The following is a 15748-nucleotide window of genomic DNA, read 5'->3' as shown; positions in this document are numbered from 1 at the left end:
CCCTTTCGGGTAGACGGGAGTGCGGTTAAGCGGAAGTGCCGGTCAGGCGGGACACGATGGCGTCGCCGACGGCGCTGGTGGATCGTGGACCCGTGGCGGCGCTGCCGGTGTTGGTGTCGACGCTGCGGGCCAGGATATCGGCCGCGACGGCCGCGCTGACCCTGGCCGACGCATCCGTGAGACCGAGGTGGTCGAGCAGGAGCGCGACGGAGAGGATCGCTGCCGTGGGATCGGCCAACTGCCGGCCCGCGATGTCTGGTGCCGAACCGTGTACCGGCTCGAACATGCTGGGGAAACGACCTTCCGGATTGATATTGCCGGATGCCGCCAGGCCGATGCCGCCGCTGATTGCCGCTGCCAGGTCAGTGAGAATGTCGCCGAAGAGGTTGTCCGTGACGATGACGTCAAATCTACTCGGATTCGTGACGAGAAAAATCGTCGCCGCGTCCACGTGCAGGTAGTCGACGGCTACGTCGGGGTATTCGGCCGCGACCTCGGTGACGATTCGCTGCCACAGGGTGCCCGAAAAGACGAGAACGTTGGTCTTGTGCACCAGGGTGAGCCGCTTGCGCGGCCGGTTCCGAGCGGTCTCGAACGCGTAGCGCACGACCCGTTCCACGCCGTAGGCCGTGTTCACCGACACCTCGTTGGCGATCTCGTGCGGGGTGCCCTGGCGAATGGCGCCGCCGTTGCCGACGTACGGGCCTTCGGTGCCTTCACGCACCACGACGAAGTCAACCTCGCCGGGGGCGCCGAGCGGGCTGGGCACACCGGGGTGCAGCACGCTCGGGCGGAGGTTCACGTAGTGGTCGAGGGAGAAACGCAGTTTGAGCAGCAGTCCGCGCTCGATGTTGGCGTTCTTCAGGCGCGGGTCGCCGGGCATGCCGCCGACGGCGCCGAGCAGGATGGCGTCGTGAGCGCCGATCGCGGCCAGGTCGTCGTCGGTGAGCACGTCACCGGTTTCGAGGAAGCGGGTCGCGCCGAGCGAGAAGTGGGTGAGCTCGAACGACACCGGCTCGGCCGCGGTCACGGCCTCGAGAACCTTGAGTCCCTCGGCGACGACCTCGGGTCCAATGCCGTCTCCGGCGATGACGGCGAGCTTGACTGAGCGGGACATGCGGCTCCGATTACGGTGAGGCAGCCGGTGGGCTGGCGATATTGGCGCGAGATTGGCTTGGAGATACCCTGCAAATCAACCCTACTGTGCGCATTCCGCTGTCTATGCTGGAGGACCCTGACCGTGTGCGTCGCCGACGTGCATGTGCCACTGAAGAAGAAAGCGGTTCATCATGAGTATCGGATTGGGAATCTTCCTGTTCGTCGTCGGCGCCATCCTGGTGTGGGCCCTGAACATCCAGGTCGACTGGGTCGATCTCGACCTGGTCGGCTACATCCTGATGGGGGCCGGCGCCCTCATCTTCGTGCTCGGCCTGGTGTTGCTCACCCGCCGCCGCAGCAGCATCAGCACCACCCGCAGCGCCGTCGACCCGGTCAGCGGAGAGCGCACTGTGCAGCAGGAGCGGTCGATCGACGACGTGTGACCCGCGCCCGTCGCTGACGGAGACACGAAAAAGCCCCGGATTCGCATCCGGGGCTTTTTTCGTTCTCAGGGTTATTCGGTGATGTCGATCGCAACCATGACGTCGGCGGTGATCGCGTCGCGGAGCGAGGCGAGCAGGGCCGCCGGCACCGGCGAGTCCACGGTGAGCACGCTGAGCGCCCGGCCGCCGGCCTCGTGGCGGGCGATCTGCATGCCGGCGATGTTGATCTCGGCGTCGCCGAACTCGCGGCCGTAGACAGCGACGATGCCGGGGCGGTCGGTGTACAGCATGACGATCAGGTGCTCGGCGAACGGCACTTCGACGTCGTAGCCGTTCACTTCCACGATCTTCTCGATCTGCTTCGGGCCCACCAGGGTGCCCGATACGGAGACCTGCGACCCATCGGCGAGGGCTCCACGCAGGGTGATCAGGTTGCGGTACTCGGCCGACTCGGCCTCGGTGATCAGGCGCACGGCGACACCGCGCTGCTCGGCGAGCAGGGGCGCGTTGACGTAGGAGACGGTTTCGCTGACCACGTTGGTGAAGATGCCCTTGAGAGCGGCGAGCTTGAGCACCGAGACGTCGAACTCGACGATCTCGCCGCGCACCTCGACGTCGACGCTGGTGAGCGGGCTGTGAGCGGCAAGTCCGGAGAACACCTGGCCGAGCTTCTCGACCAGCGGGATGCCGGGGCGCACCGTCGGGTCGATGACACCGCCGGCGACGTTCACGGCGTCGGGCACGAGCTCGCCCGAGAGCGCCAGGCGCACCGACTTCGCCACGGAGACGCCGGCCTTTTCCTGGGCTTCGTCGGTGGAGGCGCCGAGGTGCGGGGTGCTGATCAGGTTGTCGAGGCCGAGCAGCGGCGACCCGGTCGGCGGCTCGTTGACGAACACGTCCAGGCCGGCGCCGGCGATGGTGCCGTCGACGAGGGCGGTGTAGAGGTCGGCTTCGTCGATGAGCCCGCCGCGTGCCACGTTCACGACGTAGGCGGTGGGCTTCATGAGCTTCAGCTGCGGGGCGCTGATCATGCCGGTGGTCTCGGGGGTCTTCGGCATGTGGATGGTGACGAAGTCGGACTGCTCGAGCAGTTCGTCGAGGCTGACCGGGTGCACGCCCAGCTGCTGGGCACGCGCCGAGGTGATGTACGGGTCGAAGGCGATGATGTTCACACCGAAGGCCTGCAGACGGGCGGCCACGAGCGCGCCGATGCGGCCCAGGCCGATGATGCCCACGGTCTTCTCGTACAGCTCGATGCCGGTGTACTTGGAGCGCTTCCACTGCCCCTGAGCCAGAGCACCGTGCGCCGGCGGGATGTGGCGGGCCAGGCTGAGGATGTGGCCGACGGTGAGTTCGGCGGCAGAGATGATGTTGGAGGTGGGGGCGTTGACGACCATGACACCGGCCGCGGTGGCGGCCTTGATGTCGACGTTGTCGAGGCCGACACCGGCGCGGGCGATGACCTTGAGGTTCGGTGCGGCGGCGAGGGCCTCGGCGTCGACCTTGGTTGCGGAGCGGACCAGGATGGCGTTGGCGGAGGCCAGCGCAGAGAGCAGTGCGGCACGGTCAGTGCCGTCGACGTTGACTACGTCGAAGTCGGGCCCGAGGGCGTCGACTGTGGCGGGCGAGAGTTCTTCGGCGATTAATACGACGGGCTTCGACACGAAAACAGATCCTTAGAAAGCGTCGGGCGAGGGAAGCTCGCGCCTCGACGGTGGGGCGCCAGATACCACAACACCTTACTGGCACCACAATGGAGCCATGAGCCCCGAGTCAGTGACCAACGTCCTAGCCGTGCTGCGGATCGTGCTTGCGGTGGTGTTCATTGCGGCCGGAATCAGCCATTTTGCTCCCTCGGTACAACGCACGATGGCCGCGATGATCCCGCCACGACTGCGATCGACCGGATGGCGGTCGCCGAAAAACCTGGTGATCTTCACCGGTCTCTGCGAGATCGCCGGCGGCATCGGCCTGCTCATCGAGACCACCCGTGTTACGTCGGGTGTCGCCCTGGCCGTCTTTCTCGTCGCTGTCTTCCCCGCCAACGCCTACGCGGCCAGACACAAGGAACGCTTCGGCGCGGTGGCGATTCCGCTTGTTCCGCGGCTGCTCGGTCAACTGGTGCTGATCGGTCTGGTGCTCGCGGCGAGCCTCACCGGCTGAGCCGGCCTGGAGCCGACCTGGCGATCGGCTCCGGGCTCAGGCCAGGGTGAGGAAGAGTTTCTCGAGCTCGTCGACCGTGAGTTTGGGGCGTTCACCGGGGCCGACCGTCTCCGGCGCATCCGTGGCCGTATCGTCGGGTGTGACGCACTGCCGCATGGCCGTCGACACTATCGCGAAGCCGGCCCGGTCGATGGCGCTGGACACGGCGGCGAGCTGGATGACGACATCCCGGCAGTCGCCACCGGTTTCGACGGCAGCGATCACTGCAGCCAGTTGACCCTGGGCTCGTTTGAGGCGGTTCGCTACCTTGCGCACGGCCTGCGCGTCGTGCAGGCTGCCGGTGGTGGGGGCGGGGCTTGTCACGGGTGCACCACGGTGCGACCGGACGCGATCCACGCCGAGGTGCCCCCGGCGACGTCGATCGCCGAGACACCTCGTGCGGCCAGGGCATCGGTCACGCGTGCGCTTCGGCCGCCGGAGTGGCAGATGATGTGCACGGGTGCATCGGTCGGAATCTCGGCCAGGCGGTCGCCGAGTTGCGACATCGGCAGGTTGACGGCGCCGGGAGCGTGCCCTCCGGCGAACTCGTCCGGCTCTCGCACGTCGATCAGGACGGGCGAATCCAGGGCGGCGAGCTGGTCTACGGTGATCTGGTTCATGGTGTCATTCTTTCCTATCTCGATGGCTGGGTGCCGTCAGCGAATGGCCGATACACGGCTCGCGCTGTCGGCTCGGTTCGCGGCGGCGAGGAGGCCGGCCGACCAGGTCAGCCAGCCGCCGTCGAGGTTCCGCACGTCGTGGCCGAGCTGGCTGAGTAGCCGAGCGGCCGTGTGACCGCGCTGCCCGACCTGGCAGTGCACCACGATCGGAGCGTCCGGCAGCTCGGTGTGACGTTCGCGCAGTTCGTCCAGGGGCAGGTTGAGAGCCCCGGGAATCGACCCGGTCTGGTATTCGGCGGAGCTCCGCACATCGACGAGCACGGCGCCGGTCGCCATGGCGGCCTCGAGTTCGTGCCACTGCAACGAGCGGGTGGACCCGGTCTTGGCGTTCTCGGCCACGTAGCCCAGAAGGTTGACCGGATCCTTCGCCGAGGCGTACTGCGGGGCGTAGGCGAGTTCCAGCCTGGACAGGCCCGACGCTGTGAGCCCTGCCGTCATCGCGACCGCGATGACGTCGATGCGCTTGTCGACACCGTCGCGCCCGACGATCTGGGCGCCGAGGATCGCATCGGTCTCCGGTTCGACGAGCAGCTTCATGGCCATCTGCTGCGCTCCCGGGTAATAGCCGGCGTGCGAGGACGGGTGCGTGTGCACCACGCGGTGGGGCCGGCCGGCCGCCTGCAGGCGCTTCTCGTTCCACCCGACCAGAGCGACGGTGAGGCCGAGCACCCCCAGGATCGAGGTGCCGAGGGCCGGGGCCGCATCGGTGGTCGCCGTGCCGGCGATCGCGTCGGCCGCGGCGCGGCCATGCCGGTTGGCGAGCCCCGCCATGGTGACCAGGGTGGGCTCGGCATCGATGTGGTCGACCTTCTCGACCCCATCGCCCACGGCCCAGATCGAGGGGTCGCTGGTGCGCTGCCTGGCATCCACGGCGATGCCGCCGGTGGGCCCGATACGAAGCCCGGCTGACCGGGCGAGCGAGGCCTCCGGGCGCACGCCGCTGGCTTCGATCACGAGATCGGCGCGCACGCGTGCACCGTCGGACAGGATCACGAACCCGGCAGACGCACCGACGATGGTTGTGCCGGTGCGCACGTCGACCCCCGCGGTTTCGAGGGCCTGCTGGATGGGACCGGCCATCTCCGGGTCCAGCGGGGAGAGCACCTGATTGCCTCTCTGTACGAGGGTGACCGTGGCCTGCCGGGCGAGCAGGTTTTCCACCGCCTCGAGTCCGATGAAGCCGGCCCCCACCACGACCACGTGCGCGCTCGCACCGGATTGTCCGAGGACGGCGTTGATGTGGTCCACGTCGTCGACGCTGCGGAGCGTATGCGTGGGCATGCCTGGGCTGGTGGCTCCGGCCTGCGCCGTGGCTCCGGCGGCGAGCAGGAGGTCGTCGTACGTCTCGGTGCTTGTCGCCCCGGTCGTGAGGTCGCGCACGATGACGGTTTTGGCGGCAGCGTCGATGGCCATGACCTCGTGGCGCACCCTCACGTCGAGGGCGAATCGCGCCGCCAGCGTTTCAGGGGTCTGCAGCAGCAGCGATGAACGTTCGGCGATGACGCCGCCCACGTGGTACGGCAGGCCGCAGTTCGCGAAGGACACGTGGGAGCCGCGCTCGTAGACCACGATTTCGCGCTGTTCGTCGAGTCGGCGCAGGCGGGTGGCCGCGGACATCCCGCCGGCAACGCCTCCGATAATGATCGTCTTCATGACGTCGACGATACCCCTGGGGGTATATGCTCGTCAAATGTTGCGACCGCCGGGGTGGCGACGAAACCGACGAGAGGAGCACAAATGTGCCGACAGGTGACGTGCAGGACGTGCGGAAAGAAGGATTGGGCGGGCTGCGGGCAGCACGTCGACCAGGTGATGCGGGGCGTCCCCCGCGCCGACCGCTGCCAGGGGCACGCCGCCGACGCCCGCCGACCCGGGTTGTGGCGCAGGGTCTTCGGCGGCCAACCGGGCCGCTAGACGATCAGGCTGCCGAGGCCGAAGACGAAGATGTCGAGGGAGAGGGCCGAGACCAGGCAGAGCCCGGCCAACAGGAGCAGTGCCTGAGGTCCGGCTTCCCGGCGGCGGCCAAGCCAGAACGCGATCCCGAAGACCAGTATCGGACCGAGCACTCCGGCCAGCAGCAGACCCCAGCCGAAGCCGCTCAGCGTGGTGTCGAGGGACTGCGCCGCCGTATTGAGCCCGATCAGGTTGCCCAGGCCGGACCACGCGCTGTAGGCGTAGACCAGTCCGAACAGGATGGCGATGGTCGCGGCCAGCCACGCGGGCGTGCGGCGCGTGCGAGTCGCTCCGGCGGTGTCGGCGTTCACGGTGTTGTCGGCGCTCATCAGAGTCCCCCGGTTCCGGCGATGAAGGGCAACGGTGCCAGGAGCACGACACCCAGGATGAGCCAGGTCCAGCGCAGGCGCGGTTTGCCCCTGGTGAGCCAGTACGAGGAGGCGAACCACACAGCGGGGGCCGCGATGGCCAGCCAGGTGCCCAGGGAGAACATGAACTGGGCCAGCGGATCGTTGAGCGGGTTGTCGATACGCCCGACGCCGATGAACCAGCCGATCGTGTACAGGAGATAGACCCCGGCGAGCACGCCCAGGGCGAGCAACGCCGTGCTCGACATCGGCGTGGGTCCGGCCGGCGCGTCGACGTAGCCGCCGGGCGACCCGGTGACGGCCCAGCCCTCCGGCAGGTCGTCGCCGGGTTCGACGACGGCGTCGGCACCGGCGGGTCGGCCGACTGAGTCTGCGGCAGCCGGCGGGAGGGCGCGTTCGGATCCGGGGCCACCGGACACCAGGGTGGGGTCGTCGTCGCCGGCCCAGCCGAGCGCGTCGTCATCCCGAGAAGAAGTCATGCAATCAGCCTACAGAGCGCTGAGCAGAACCAGCGGTCACCGGCTGATCAGCACCTTGAGCGCGTGGGTCTCGGCCGCCCGCGAGAACGTGTCATAGGCATCCATCACGTGGTCGAAGTCGAAGCGGTGGGTGGCCAGCCGCTCGGCAGCGATCTTGTGCTGGGTCACCAGTTTCAGCAGCATCGGGGTGGTGTTGGTGTTCACCAGGCCCATGCTGATGCTGATGTTCTGGATCCACAGGTTCTCTACGTGCAGCGGCACGGGCTTGCCGTGCACGCCCACGTTGGCCAGGTGCCCGCCGGGCCGCACGATCTCGGTGGCCATGGTGAAGGTGTCCGGGATGCCCACGGCCTCGATGGCCACGTCGACGCCGGCGCCGTCGGTGAGGGCCAGCACCTCGTCCCGCCACTCGGGCCGGCCCGAACGCACGGTGTGAGTGGCGCCGAAAGTCTTCGCCTGCTCGAGCCGGTTCTCGTCGAGGTCCACGGCCACGATGGCGCCGGCCCCGTAGAGTCCGGCGGTGGCGATGGCCGCCAGGCCCACCGGGCCGGCACCGATCACGGCGACCACATCGCCCGGTGCCACCTGGCCGTACTGCACCCCGATCTCGAAGCCGGTGGGCAGGATGTCCGAGAGCATCACGGCCTCACCGTTTGTGACCGATTCGGGCAGCGGGTAGAGCGAGTTGTCCGCGTAGGGAACTCGCACCAACTCAGCCTGGGTGCCGTCGATGAGGTGGCCGAAAACCCAGCCGATTCCCGAGCGGCCCTCGTCGCCGAGGCAGTGCGAGTAGAGCCCGGTCTTGCAGTTCGCGCAGTGCCCGCACGACTTGATGCAGGAGATCAGCACCCGCTGACCGACGCTGATCGACTCCACCGACTCCCCCACCGCCACGACGGTGCCGACGCCCTCGTGGCCCAGGATGCGCCCGGGAGTGACGGCGGGCACGTCGCCCTTGAGAATATGCAGGTCGGTGCCGCAGATGGTGGTGGTGTCGATCTGCACGATCGCATCGGTCGACCGCAGGATCTGTGGATCCGGCACGTCGGTCCAGGTCTTCACGCCCGGGCCGCCATAGACAAGTGCTTTCACGATGACGCTCCTTTGCATCGGTGTTGCGCACGCTGCCGGCCATAGTACGCGCGCGCCCGAATTTCTCGACCGACCCCGCTCCCCGATCATGACTGGCCCACTTTTGCTAGTCGGAGGCGCCTGGGGACTAGCAGAACCGGGCCAGTCCTGACCGGGACGGCCGGGTGCGGGCTGTGCGGGATGGATGCGGGGCGGGATGCGGGGTGCGGGGGAATGCGGGATGCGGGGCGGGATGCGGGGTGCGGGGGAAGGCGGGATGCGGGGGTGGGTCAGCGGCGGCGGATGACCGCGCAGACCGCGATCACCCAGCCGAGCACACCCGCCAGGCAGAGACGCTCGGCCAGGCCGATCACGCCGGGCAGCAGAGTGGCCGCCACGGCCAGCCAGAGGAGGCCGACGAGGCCCACGCCGGTGAGGATGGCAGCGGCCGGATACGCCGCCCGCAGCCGGTCGCTTCGGCGCAACCAGACCGTGAGGCAGGCGAAGGCGATCAGCGCAGCGATGAAGCCGACGGCCGCGACGAGCAGATGAGCGCTACCGAGCGCCGTCGTCGGCGCAAGGCCAGGCGCATCCGGGCCCGGGATGTCGGTGGGCAGAAACGCCAGCGCCGCCGAGCAGGCGCCGGCGAGCAGCATCACGGCCAGACCCGACTGCCGCAGCCGGGTCCTCGGCCCGAACGCGGCCAGCGCGGCGACGGCGCACACCGTGATCACTCCCCTGGCCAGGAAGTTCAGGTTCATGATCCAGCCGTATGGTCCCACCGCGAGGTTGCTCTCGGCCTCGGAGACCACGCTGTAGTGCGGCGGCAACACCTGCAGCACGATGTCGACCAGCACGTAGAGCACCGCGCCCACGAGTGCCACGGTCGCCAGCAGGCGGTGCCCCGGCCCACCGCCCGACCGGGAGGTCGCCCGGGTCTCTCCCCCGGCGTTCATAGAGTTCATCTGCGGCAGCCTATCGGGCGGGCGGGACCGCTCATAGAATTCAGCCATGGCTCGCGACGAGTCCCCCGGCAACCCCTTCGCGATTCCCGGCGCACCGGCTCCAACCGTGGGCTGGCACCACGTGAACGGATGCCGGCTGTACGCCGAGGTGCGCGGCGCCGGCCCGCCGCTGCTGATCATCGGCGCGGCCAGCGACGACGCCGAGATGTTCCGGCCGATCGCTGAGCGGCTCGCGGGGTTCACCTTCGCCGCCGGGTCCGCCGAATCCGTCGGCGTCTCAGGTTTCACGGTGGTTACCCTGGATCCCCGCGGCACCGGGCGGAGCAGCCGGGAGGGCTGGCCATGCGATTCACGCGCGCACGCCGACGACGCGGCCGGGTTGCTGAATGACCTCGGGCTCGCTCCCGCCGCGATTTTCGGCGCCAGCGCCGGCGGGATCGTGGCGGTACGGCTCGCCCTGCGGCATCCGGAGCTCGTGCGCCAGGTTCTCGTCTATGAGCCGGGCTTCTTCCGCGCCACTGATGCCGGTACCGCGCTGCTGACCCGCGCCACCGGCGCCGTGCGAGACCATCTGCGGAACCACCCGGACGACTGGACCGGCGCTCTGGCCGCGGTGGCCCGCGTGGCAGCTCGGGACCGCGACGTCGACCCGGACACCTCCGACGATGACGGAGGCCCGGGGCCGCTTGATGCCCCGCGCGGTCTCGAGTGGTACGCCGAACGCGGGGCGGCCCTGGCCGAGAACTTCATTCGGGATGACCTGCCGCGCACTCGCGAGAGCGTCGACTCGGTCGCACTGCGGGCATCCGGCACCGACATTCGGTTCGCGTTCGGCACCGGCTCAGCGCCGGTGTTCCGGGAGATCGCCGAGACGCTCACCCACGCCCGCCAACGTGCCGGCGCCTCCGCCACCGGCACCGTCGCGCCGGGCACGGCCGCGCCGGACACGGCCGCGCCTGGCCGTCCAGACTCCCCCGGCGCAGGCCCCGACCAGCCGGACGCGATCGTCGGAGCCGCCCATCTCCCTTATCTCACCCCGGTGCCGATCGCGGGATATATCCGCGCCCGCTGTCTGCCCAGGGCACCGGTCGGCTAGCTCGCGACTTGCCGCACAAGCCCCCTTGCGGCGCGCCGATGGGGTACTTACCGGCATGTCGACGCACCGTCCCTCCGCGACTCGCCGCAAAACCCCCTTGGGGCGCGCCGATGGGGCATTCTGCCGCACATCGATGCGTGGGTCCGGGCGCAGACGCACGCCGAAGGGGCCGGTCGAGTGACCGGCCCCTTCGGGTAAACAGAAGCTGCGAGCTAGCGGGCGGCTTCGCCGTCGACGTAGTCGTCGTCGTTCGAGGCGTTCCACGCGAAGAGCTTGCGCAGCTCGCGGCCGGTGGCCTCGATCGGGTGCTCTTCGCCCTTCTTGCGCAGGGCGAGGAACTCGGGTGCTCCGGCGTCCTGGTCGTTGATGAAACGCTCGGCGAATGCACCGTTCTGGATGTCGGCGAGAACGGCCTTCATGTTCTCCTTGACGCTCGGGTCGATGACGCGCGGGCCGGAGACGTAGTCGCCGTACTCGGCGGTGTCGGAGACGCTCCAGCGCTGCTTGGCGATGCCGCCCTCCCACATCAGGTCGACGATGAGCTTGAGCTCGTGCAGAACCTCGAAGTAGGCGACCTGCGGCTGGTAGCCGGCCTCGGTGAGAACCTCGAAGCCGTACTGGATCAGCTGCGACGCGCCACCGCAGAGAACGGCCTGCTCGCCGAACAGGTCGGTCTCGGTCTCTTCGGTGAAGGTGGTCTTGATGCCGGCGGCACGCAGGCCACCGATCGCCTTGGCGTAGCTGAGGGTCAGCGGCCAGGCGTTGCCCGAGGCATCCTTCTCGACGGCGACGATGACGGGAACGCCACGGCCGGCCTCGAATTCGCGGCGCACGGTGTGACCCGGGCCCTTGGGGGCGACCATGACCACGTCGACGCCCGCGGGCGCTTCGATGTAGCCGAAGCGGATGTTGAAGCCGTGGCCGAAGACCAGGGCCTTGCCCTCAGCGAGGTTCGGGAGGATGTCGTCCTTGTAGAGGTGACGCTGCACCTGGTCGGGAGCGAGGACCACGATCACGTCGGCCCAGGCGGATGCCTCGGCGGCGCTCTTGACGGTGAAGCCGACCTCTTCGGCCTTGGCGCGGGACTTCGAGCCCTCCTTGAGTCCGATGACGACCTCGACGCCGGAGTCGCGCAGGTTCTGCGCGTGGGCGTGGCCCTGCGAGCCATAGCCGATGACGGCGACCTTCTTGCCCTGGATCAGGGACAGGTCGGCGTCTTTGTCGTAGAAGATTTCAGACAATGTGGTGTTCTCCTTGGTTGTTGGACTGCAGAAATTAGTTTTTGAAGACGCGTTCGGTGATCGACTTGGATCCCCGACCGATGGCGAGAAGGCCCGACTGGGCGATTTCCTTGATGCCGTAGGGCTCGAGCACCCGCAGGAACGCCGAGACCTTGCCGGAGTCACCGGTCACCTCGATGACGACGGCATCCGTCGCCACGTCGACGACGCGAGCCCGGAACAGGGTGACGGCTTCGAGCACCTGGGAGCGGGTGGTGTTGTCCGCCCGCACCTTGACGAGCAGGTGTTCGCGCTGCACCGACTGGCTCGGGTCGAGCTCGACGATCTTGATGACGTTGATCAGCTTGTTGAGCTGCTTGGTCACCTGTTCCAGCGGGGCGTCTTCGACGTCGACCAGGATGGTGATGCGCGACAGGCCGGGGATCTCACTGTGGCCGACGGCGAGGCTCTCGATGTTGAACCCGCGCCGGGCGAACAGGCCGGCGACGCGGGTCAGGAGGCCCGGTTTGTCCTCAACGAGGAGGCTCAGAACGTGGGTGCTCATGGCTACTCCTCTTCCCAGGTGGGGGCGTGGTCCTTGGCGTACTGCACAAAACTGTTGCTGACACCCTGCGGCACCATCGGCCACACCATGGCGTCGCGGCTCACGATGAAGTCGATCACCACGGGCCTGTCGTTGGTGGCCAACGCGAGCTTGATCGCGTCGTCGACCTGGTCGGCGCTGGTGACCCGGATGCCCAGGGCGCCGTACGCGTCGGCCATCTTCACGAAGTCGGGCACCATCGCGGTGCCGTGGCCGGTGTTCAGGTCGGTGAAGGAGTGCCGGCCGTCGTAGAAGAGGGACTGCCACTGGCGCACCATGCCCAGCGACGAGTTGTTGATGATCGCCACCTTGATCGGGATGTTGTTGATCGTGCAGGTGGCGAGCTCCTGGTTGGTCATCTGGAAGCAGCCGTCGCCGTCGATGGACCAGACGACCCGGTCGGGTTCGGCGACCTTGGCGCCCATGGCAGCGGGCACCGAGTACCCCATGGTGCCGGCTCCGCCGGAGTTCAGCCAGGAGTTGGGCCGTTCGTACTTGATGAACTGCGCGGCCCACATCTGGTGCTGCCCCACGCCGGCGGCGTAGACGCCCTCGGGTCCGGTGAGCTCGCCGATGCGCTTGATCACGTACTGCGGGGCGAGCAGACCGTCGGCCGGTTCGCTGTAGCCCAGCGGGAACTTCTCGCGGAGGCCGTTGAGGTAGGTCCACCACTGGGTGATGTCGGGCGTCGTGGTGGCGATCGCTTCGCGGTACGCCACCGTGAGGTCGGCGATCACGTCTTTGGCGTCGCCCACGATGGGCACGTCGGCGGCGCGGATCTTGCCGATCTCGGCGGGGTCCACGTCCACGTGCACGATGGTCGCGTTCGGCGCGAACTCGCTCGCCTTGCCGGTGACCCGGTCGTCGAAGCGGGCGCCGAGCGCGATGATCAGGTCGGATTCCTGCAGCGCCAGCACGGCCGCGACGGTGCCGTGCATGCCGGGCATACCCAGGTGCTGCTGGTGCGAGTCGGGGAACGCGCCGCGGGCCATCAGGGTGGTGACGATGGGCACGCCGGTGAGTTCGGCGAGCTCGAGCAGCTCGGGTGAGGCCTGGGCGCGGATGACGCCGCCGCCCACGTAGAAGACGGGCTTTTCGGCGCCGGCCAGAAGCGCGGCCGCGGCCTGCACCTGCTTGCCGTGCGCCTTGGTGATCGGCCGGTAGCCGGGCAGGTCGAGCTTGGGCGGCCAGATGAATGGGGCGCTGAGCTGTTGGGCGTCCTTGGTGATGTCCACCAGCACCGGTCCGGGGCGTCCGGTGTTGCAGATCAGGAACGCGGAGGCGATGGCGGCGGGGATGTCTTCGGGCCGCTTCACCAGGAAGGAGTGCTTGGTGATCGGCATGGTGATGCCGACGATGTCGGCCTCCTGGAAGGCATCCGTGCCCATCAGGGTGGAGAATACCTGGCCGGTGATCGCCAGCAGCGGCACCGAGTCCATGTAGGCGTCGGCGATCGCCGTGACCAGGTTGGTCGCGCCGGGGCCCGAGGTGGCGATGGCCACCCCGACCCGGTTGCTCGAGGACGCGTAGCCCTCGGCGGCGTGGCCGGCGCCCTGTTCGTGGCGAACGAGGATGTGGCGGATGTCGTCCTGGTTCATCAGCTCGTCGTAGAGCGGGATGACCGCGCCGCCGGGCAGCCCGAAGACGTCGGTGACGCCGAGCAGCTTGAGGGTGCGGAGGATCGCGCCGGAGCCGGTGAGGATTTCCGGGGTGCCGGAGTCGGACCCGGCCGCCGAAGCGGACGCGGTGCCGGCAACGGGCACGGACGGCGTTGGAATGGACGGAGATGGCACGGGCGAGGGTTCCGTGGTCATGAGAGCAAATCCCTAAGTCGGTGACGGATGGTGACGATTATCCCGTGGTCGCACCCATGGCCGCGGATCGCACGAGCTTGGAGTACTTGGCGAGGACGCCACGGGTGTAACGGGGAGGAAGTGGAGCCCAGCCTTCTCGGCGGGCGGCCAGCTCAGCTGGGTCGACCAGTAGGTCAAGCGTGCGAGCTGCGATATCGACCCGTATCAGATCACCATCGCGCACGAAGGCGATGGGACCTGCGTCCACCGCTTCGGGTGCTATATGGCCGATACACAGTCCGGTTGTGCCGCCTGAGAATCGACCATCAGTCAATAGTAGTACATCGGCTCCGAGGCCGGCGCCCTTGATGGCCGCGGTGATCGAGAGCATCTCGCGCATGCCCGGGCCGCCCTTGGGGCCTTCGTAGCGGATGACGACGACGTCGCCCTTGAGAATCTCCCCGGCGGTGAGGGCGTCCATGGCCGCGCGTTCACGCTCGAACACCCGGGCGGGGCCCTCGAAGATGTCGCTGTCGAAGCCGGCGGTCTTCACGACGGCGCCCTCGGGGGCGATCGAGCCCTTGAGGATGGTGATGCCGCCGGAGGCGTGGATCGGGTTGTCCAGCGTGCGCAGCACCTTGCCGTCGAGTTCCGGCGGGTCGATCTCGGCGAGGTTCTCGGCAACGGTCTTGCCGGTCACGGTGAGCGCGTCACCGTGGATGAGGCCGGCCTCGAGCAGCGCGCGCATCACGGCGGGAACGCCGCCGTGGCGGTCGACGTCGTTCATGACGTACTTGCCGAACGGCTTGAGGTCGCCGATGTGCGGAACCTTGTCGCCGATGCGGTTGAAGTCGTCGAGGGTGAGCTCGACCTCGGCCTCCTGGGCGATGGCGAGCAGGTGCAGCACCACGTTGGTGGATCCGCCGAAGGCCATGGCGACGGCGATGGCGTTCTCGAAGGCCTTCTTGGTGAGGATGTCGCGGGCAGTGATTCCCAGGCGCAGCAGGTTGACGACGGCCTCGCCTGAGCGGTGCGCGTAGTAGTCGCGGCGACGGTCGGCGGAGGCGGGCGAGGCGGAGCCGGGCAGGCTCATGCCCAGGGCCTCGGCGACGCTGGCCATGGTGTTTGCGGTGTACATGCCACCGCAGGCACCTTCGCCGGGGGCGAAGGCGCACTCGATGCGCTTGGCGTCTTCGACGCTCATGCGGCCGGCCTTGACGGCGCCGACGGCTTCGAACGAGTCGATGATGGTGATGTCTTTTTCGGTGCCGTCGGAGAGCTTCACCCAGCCGGGCGCGATCGACCCGGCGTAGAGGAAGACACTGGCGAGGTCCAGGCGGGCGGCGGCCATGAGCATCCCGGGCAGCGACTTGTCGCAGCCGGCGAGCAGCACCGAGCCGTCGAGGCGTTCGGCCTGCATGACGACCTCGACGGAGTCGGCGATGACCTCACGCGAGACCAGGGAGAAGTGCATGCCCTCGTGGCCCATCGAGATGCCGTCGGAGACCGAGATGGTGCCGAACTGCAGCGGGTAGCCGCCACCGGAGTGCACGCCCTCCTTGGATGCCTGCGCGAGGCGGTCCAGCGAGAGGTTGCACGGGGTGATCTCGTTCCACGAGCTCGCGATACCGATCTGGGGCTTGTCCCAGTCGGCGTCGCCCATTCCGACCGCGCGGAGCATGCCGCGGGAGGTGGTGGCCTCGATGCCATCCGTGACGTCGCGGCTGCGTGGCTTGATATCGATCTCAGACATGCTCCGAGTCTAGAACGTCGCGG

General features: G+C 68.4%; 16 protein-coding genes. 3 read left to right on the top strand and 13 right to left on the bottom strand.

The window, feature by feature from the left end; genetic code table 11:
* Positions 1-25 precede the first annotated feature (25 nt).
* Positions 26-1117 carry a 3-isopropylmalate dehydrogenase gene (locus tag ACEN2M_RS10430; protein WP_441648049.1) on the bottom strand — a complete coding sequence of 364 codons (1092 nt, stop codon included), beginning with the start codon at positions 1115-1117 and terminating at the stop codon, positions 26-28.
* A gap of 172 nt (positions 1118-1289) precedes the next feature.
* Here ACEN2M_RS10430 and ACEN2M_RS10425 point away from each other — a divergent pair, with 172 nt between their 5' ends.
* A complete protein-coding gene (locus tag ACEN2M_RS10425) occupies positions 1290-1541 on the top strand; it encodes a DUF6458 family protein (RefSeq protein WP_066596422.1) in 252 nt (83 codons plus the stop codon).
* Positions 1542-1612: 71 nt separating this feature from the next.
* Here the strand turns inward: ACEN2M_RS10425 and serA are convergent, their stop codons facing one another.
* Positions 1613-3205, bottom strand: a complete 1593-nt coding sequence (gene serA, locus ACEN2M_RS10420) for a phosphoglycerate dehydrogenase (protein WP_441648048.1) — start codon at positions 3203-3205, stop codon at positions 1613-1615.
* Between the two features lie 97 nt (positions 3206-3302).
* Between serA and ACEN2M_RS10415 the strand changes: the two genes are divergently transcribed.
* Positions 3303-3704, top strand: a complete 402-nt coding sequence (locus tag ACEN2M_RS10415) for a DoxX family protein (protein ID WP_441648047.1) — start codon at positions 3303-3305, stop codon at positions 3702-3704.
* Between the two features lie 36 nt (positions 3705-3740).
* Here ACEN2M_RS10415 and ACEN2M_RS10410 read toward each other — a convergent pair whose 3' ends face one another.
* The 7 genes from ACEN2M_RS10410 to ACEN2M_RS10380 form a co-directional block, all read right to left on the bottom strand.
* Complete coding sequence (locus ACEN2M_RS10410; protein ID WP_441648046.1) at positions 3741-4067, bottom strand: metal-sensitive transcriptional regulator; 327 nt, start codon at positions 4065-4067, stop codon at positions 3741-3743.
* Entirely contained in the window at positions 4064-4363 is a 300-nt protein-coding gene (locus ACEN2M_RS10405) for a rhodanese-like domain-containing protein (protein ID WP_441648045.1), read from the bottom strand. The genes ACEN2M_RS10410 and ACEN2M_RS10405 overlap by 4 nt, the downstream gene beginning before the upstream one ends.
* Before the next feature lie 36 nt (positions 4364-4399).
* Entirely contained in the window at positions 4400-6076 is a 1677-nt protein-coding gene (locus tag ACEN2M_RS10400) for an FAD-dependent oxidoreductase (RefSeq protein ID WP_441648044.1), read from the bottom strand.
* Between the two features lie 257 nt (positions 6077-6333).
* The gene (locus ACEN2M_RS10395; protein WP_441648043.1) at positions 6334-6705 is read right to left on the bottom strand and encodes a bacitracin resistance protein; all 372 of its coding nucleotides are present in this window, start codon (positions 6703-6705) and stop codon (positions 6334-6336) included.
* Positions 6705-7223, bottom strand: coding sequence for a DNA polymerase III subunit gamma/tau (locus tag ACEN2M_RS10390; protein ID WP_441648042.1), 519 nt, complete (start codon positions 7221-7223; stop codon positions 6705-6707). The genes ACEN2M_RS10395 and ACEN2M_RS10390 overlap by 1 nt, the downstream gene beginning before the upstream one ends.
* Positions 7224-7259: 36 nt before the next feature.
* On the bottom strand, positions 7260-8315 hold the full coding sequence (locus ACEN2M_RS10385) for a zinc-dependent alcohol dehydrogenase family protein (RefSeq protein WP_441648041.1): 1056 nt from the start codon (positions 8313-8315) through the stop codon (positions 7260-7262).
* Positions 8316-8584: 269 nt separating this feature from the next.
* The gene (locus tag ACEN2M_RS10380; protein ID WP_441648040.1) at positions 8585-9259 is read right to left on the bottom strand and encodes a DUF998 domain-containing protein; all 675 of its coding nucleotides are present in this window, start codon (positions 9257-9259) and stop codon (positions 8585-8587) included.
* 46 nt (positions 9260-9305) lie between these two features.
* On the opposite strand from ACEN2M_RS10380, the gene ACEN2M_RS10375 reads away from it, so the two are divergent.
* Positions 9306-10355 carry an alpha/beta fold hydrolase gene (locus ACEN2M_RS10375; RefSeq protein ID WP_441648039.1) on the top strand — a complete coding sequence of 350 codons (1050 nt, stop codon included), beginning with the start codon at positions 9306-9308 and terminating at the stop codon, positions 10353-10355.
* Between the two features lie 212 nt (positions 10356-10567).
* Here ACEN2M_RS10375 and ilvC read toward each other — a convergent pair whose 3' ends face one another.
* From ilvC to ilvD, 4 genes are read right to left on the bottom strand one after another with little or no spacing between them, the layout of a single operon-like run.
* Complete coding sequence (ilvC, locus tag ACEN2M_RS10370; RefSeq protein WP_130178984.1) at positions 10568-11596, bottom strand: ketol-acid reductoisomerase; 1029 nt, start codon at positions 11594-11596, stop codon at positions 10568-10570.
* A 34-nt stretch (positions 11597-11630) separates the two neighbouring features.
* Complete coding sequence (gene ilvN / locus ACEN2M_RS10365; RefSeq protein ID WP_441648038.1) at positions 11631-12140, bottom strand: acetolactate synthase small subunit; 510 nt, start codon at positions 12138-12140, stop codon at positions 11631-11633.
* Between the two features lie 2 nt (positions 12141-12142).
* A complete protein-coding gene (locus tag ACEN2M_RS10360) occupies positions 12143-13993 on the bottom strand; it encodes an acetolactate synthase large subunit (protein WP_441648037.1) in 1851 nt (616 codons plus the stop codon).
* 37 nt (positions 13994-14030) lie between these two features.
* Positions 14031-15725 carry a dihydroxy-acid dehydratase gene (gene ilvD / locus ACEN2M_RS10355; protein WP_441648036.1) on the bottom strand — a complete coding sequence of 565 codons (1695 nt, stop codon included), beginning with the start codon at positions 15723-15725 and terminating at the stop codon, positions 14031-14033.
* Between the last annotated feature and the right edge of the window lie 23 nt (positions 15726-15748).

The organism is Cryobacterium sp. W22_MBD10_FK3, from assembly GCF_052113745.1.
Lineage (GTDB): Bacteria > Actinomycetota > Actinomycetes > Actinomycetales > Microbacteriaceae > Cryobacterium.
Note: the sequence above shows the minus strand (reverse complement) of the source record. Positions and strands in the feature narration are given on the sequence as shown.

Bases quoted from the DNA above. Each gene is read 5' to 3' on its own strand.
- ilvN (WP_441648038.1), bottom strand. From the start codon at position 12,140: ATGAGCACCCACGTTCTGAGCCTCCTCGTTGAGGACAAACCGGGCCTC.
- ACEN2M_RS10390 (WP_441648042.1), bottom strand. From the start codon at position 7,223: ATGACTTCTTCTCGGGATGACGACGCGCTCGGCTGGGCCGGCGACGAC.
- ACEN2M_RS10400 (WP_441648044.1), bottom strand. From the start codon at position 6,076: ATGAAGACGATCATTATCGGAGGCGTTGCCGGCGGGATGTCCGCGGCC.
- ilvD (WP_441648036.1), bottom strand. From the start codon at position 15,725: ATGTCTGAGATCGATATCAAGCCACGCAGCCGCGACGTCACGGATGGC.
- ACEN2M_RS10405 (WP_441648045.1), bottom strand. From the start codon at position 4,363: ATGAACCAGATCACCGTAGACCAGCTCGCCGCCCTGGATTCGCCCGTC.
- ACEN2M_RS10430 (WP_441648049.1), bottom strand. From the start codon at position 1,117: ATGTCCCGCTCAGTCAAGCTCGCCGTCATCGCCGGAGACGGCATTGGA.
- ACEN2M_RS10375 (WP_441648039.1), top strand. From the start codon at position 9,306: ATGGCTCGCGACGAGTCCCCCGGCAACCCCTTCGCGATTCCCGGCGCA.
- ACEN2M_RS10360 (WP_441648037.1), bottom strand. From the start codon at position 13,993: ATGACCACGGAACCCTCGCCCGTGCCATCTCCGTCCATTCCAACGCCG.
- ACEN2M_RS10395 (WP_441648043.1), bottom strand. From the start codon at position 6,705: ATGAGCGCCGACAACACCGTGAACGCCGACACCGCCGGAGCGACTCGC.
- ACEN2M_RS10415 (WP_441648047.1), top strand. From the start codon at position 3,303: ATGAGCCCCGAGTCAGTGACCAACGTCCTAGCCGTGCTGCGGATCGTG.
- ACEN2M_RS10380 (WP_441648040.1), bottom strand. From the start codon at position 9,259: ATGAACTCTATGAACGCCGGGGGAGAGACCCGGGCGACCTCCCGGTCG.
- ACEN2M_RS10425 (WP_066596422.1), top strand. From the start codon at position 1,290: ATGAGTATCGGATTGGGAATCTTCCTGTTCGTCGTCGGCGCCATCCTG.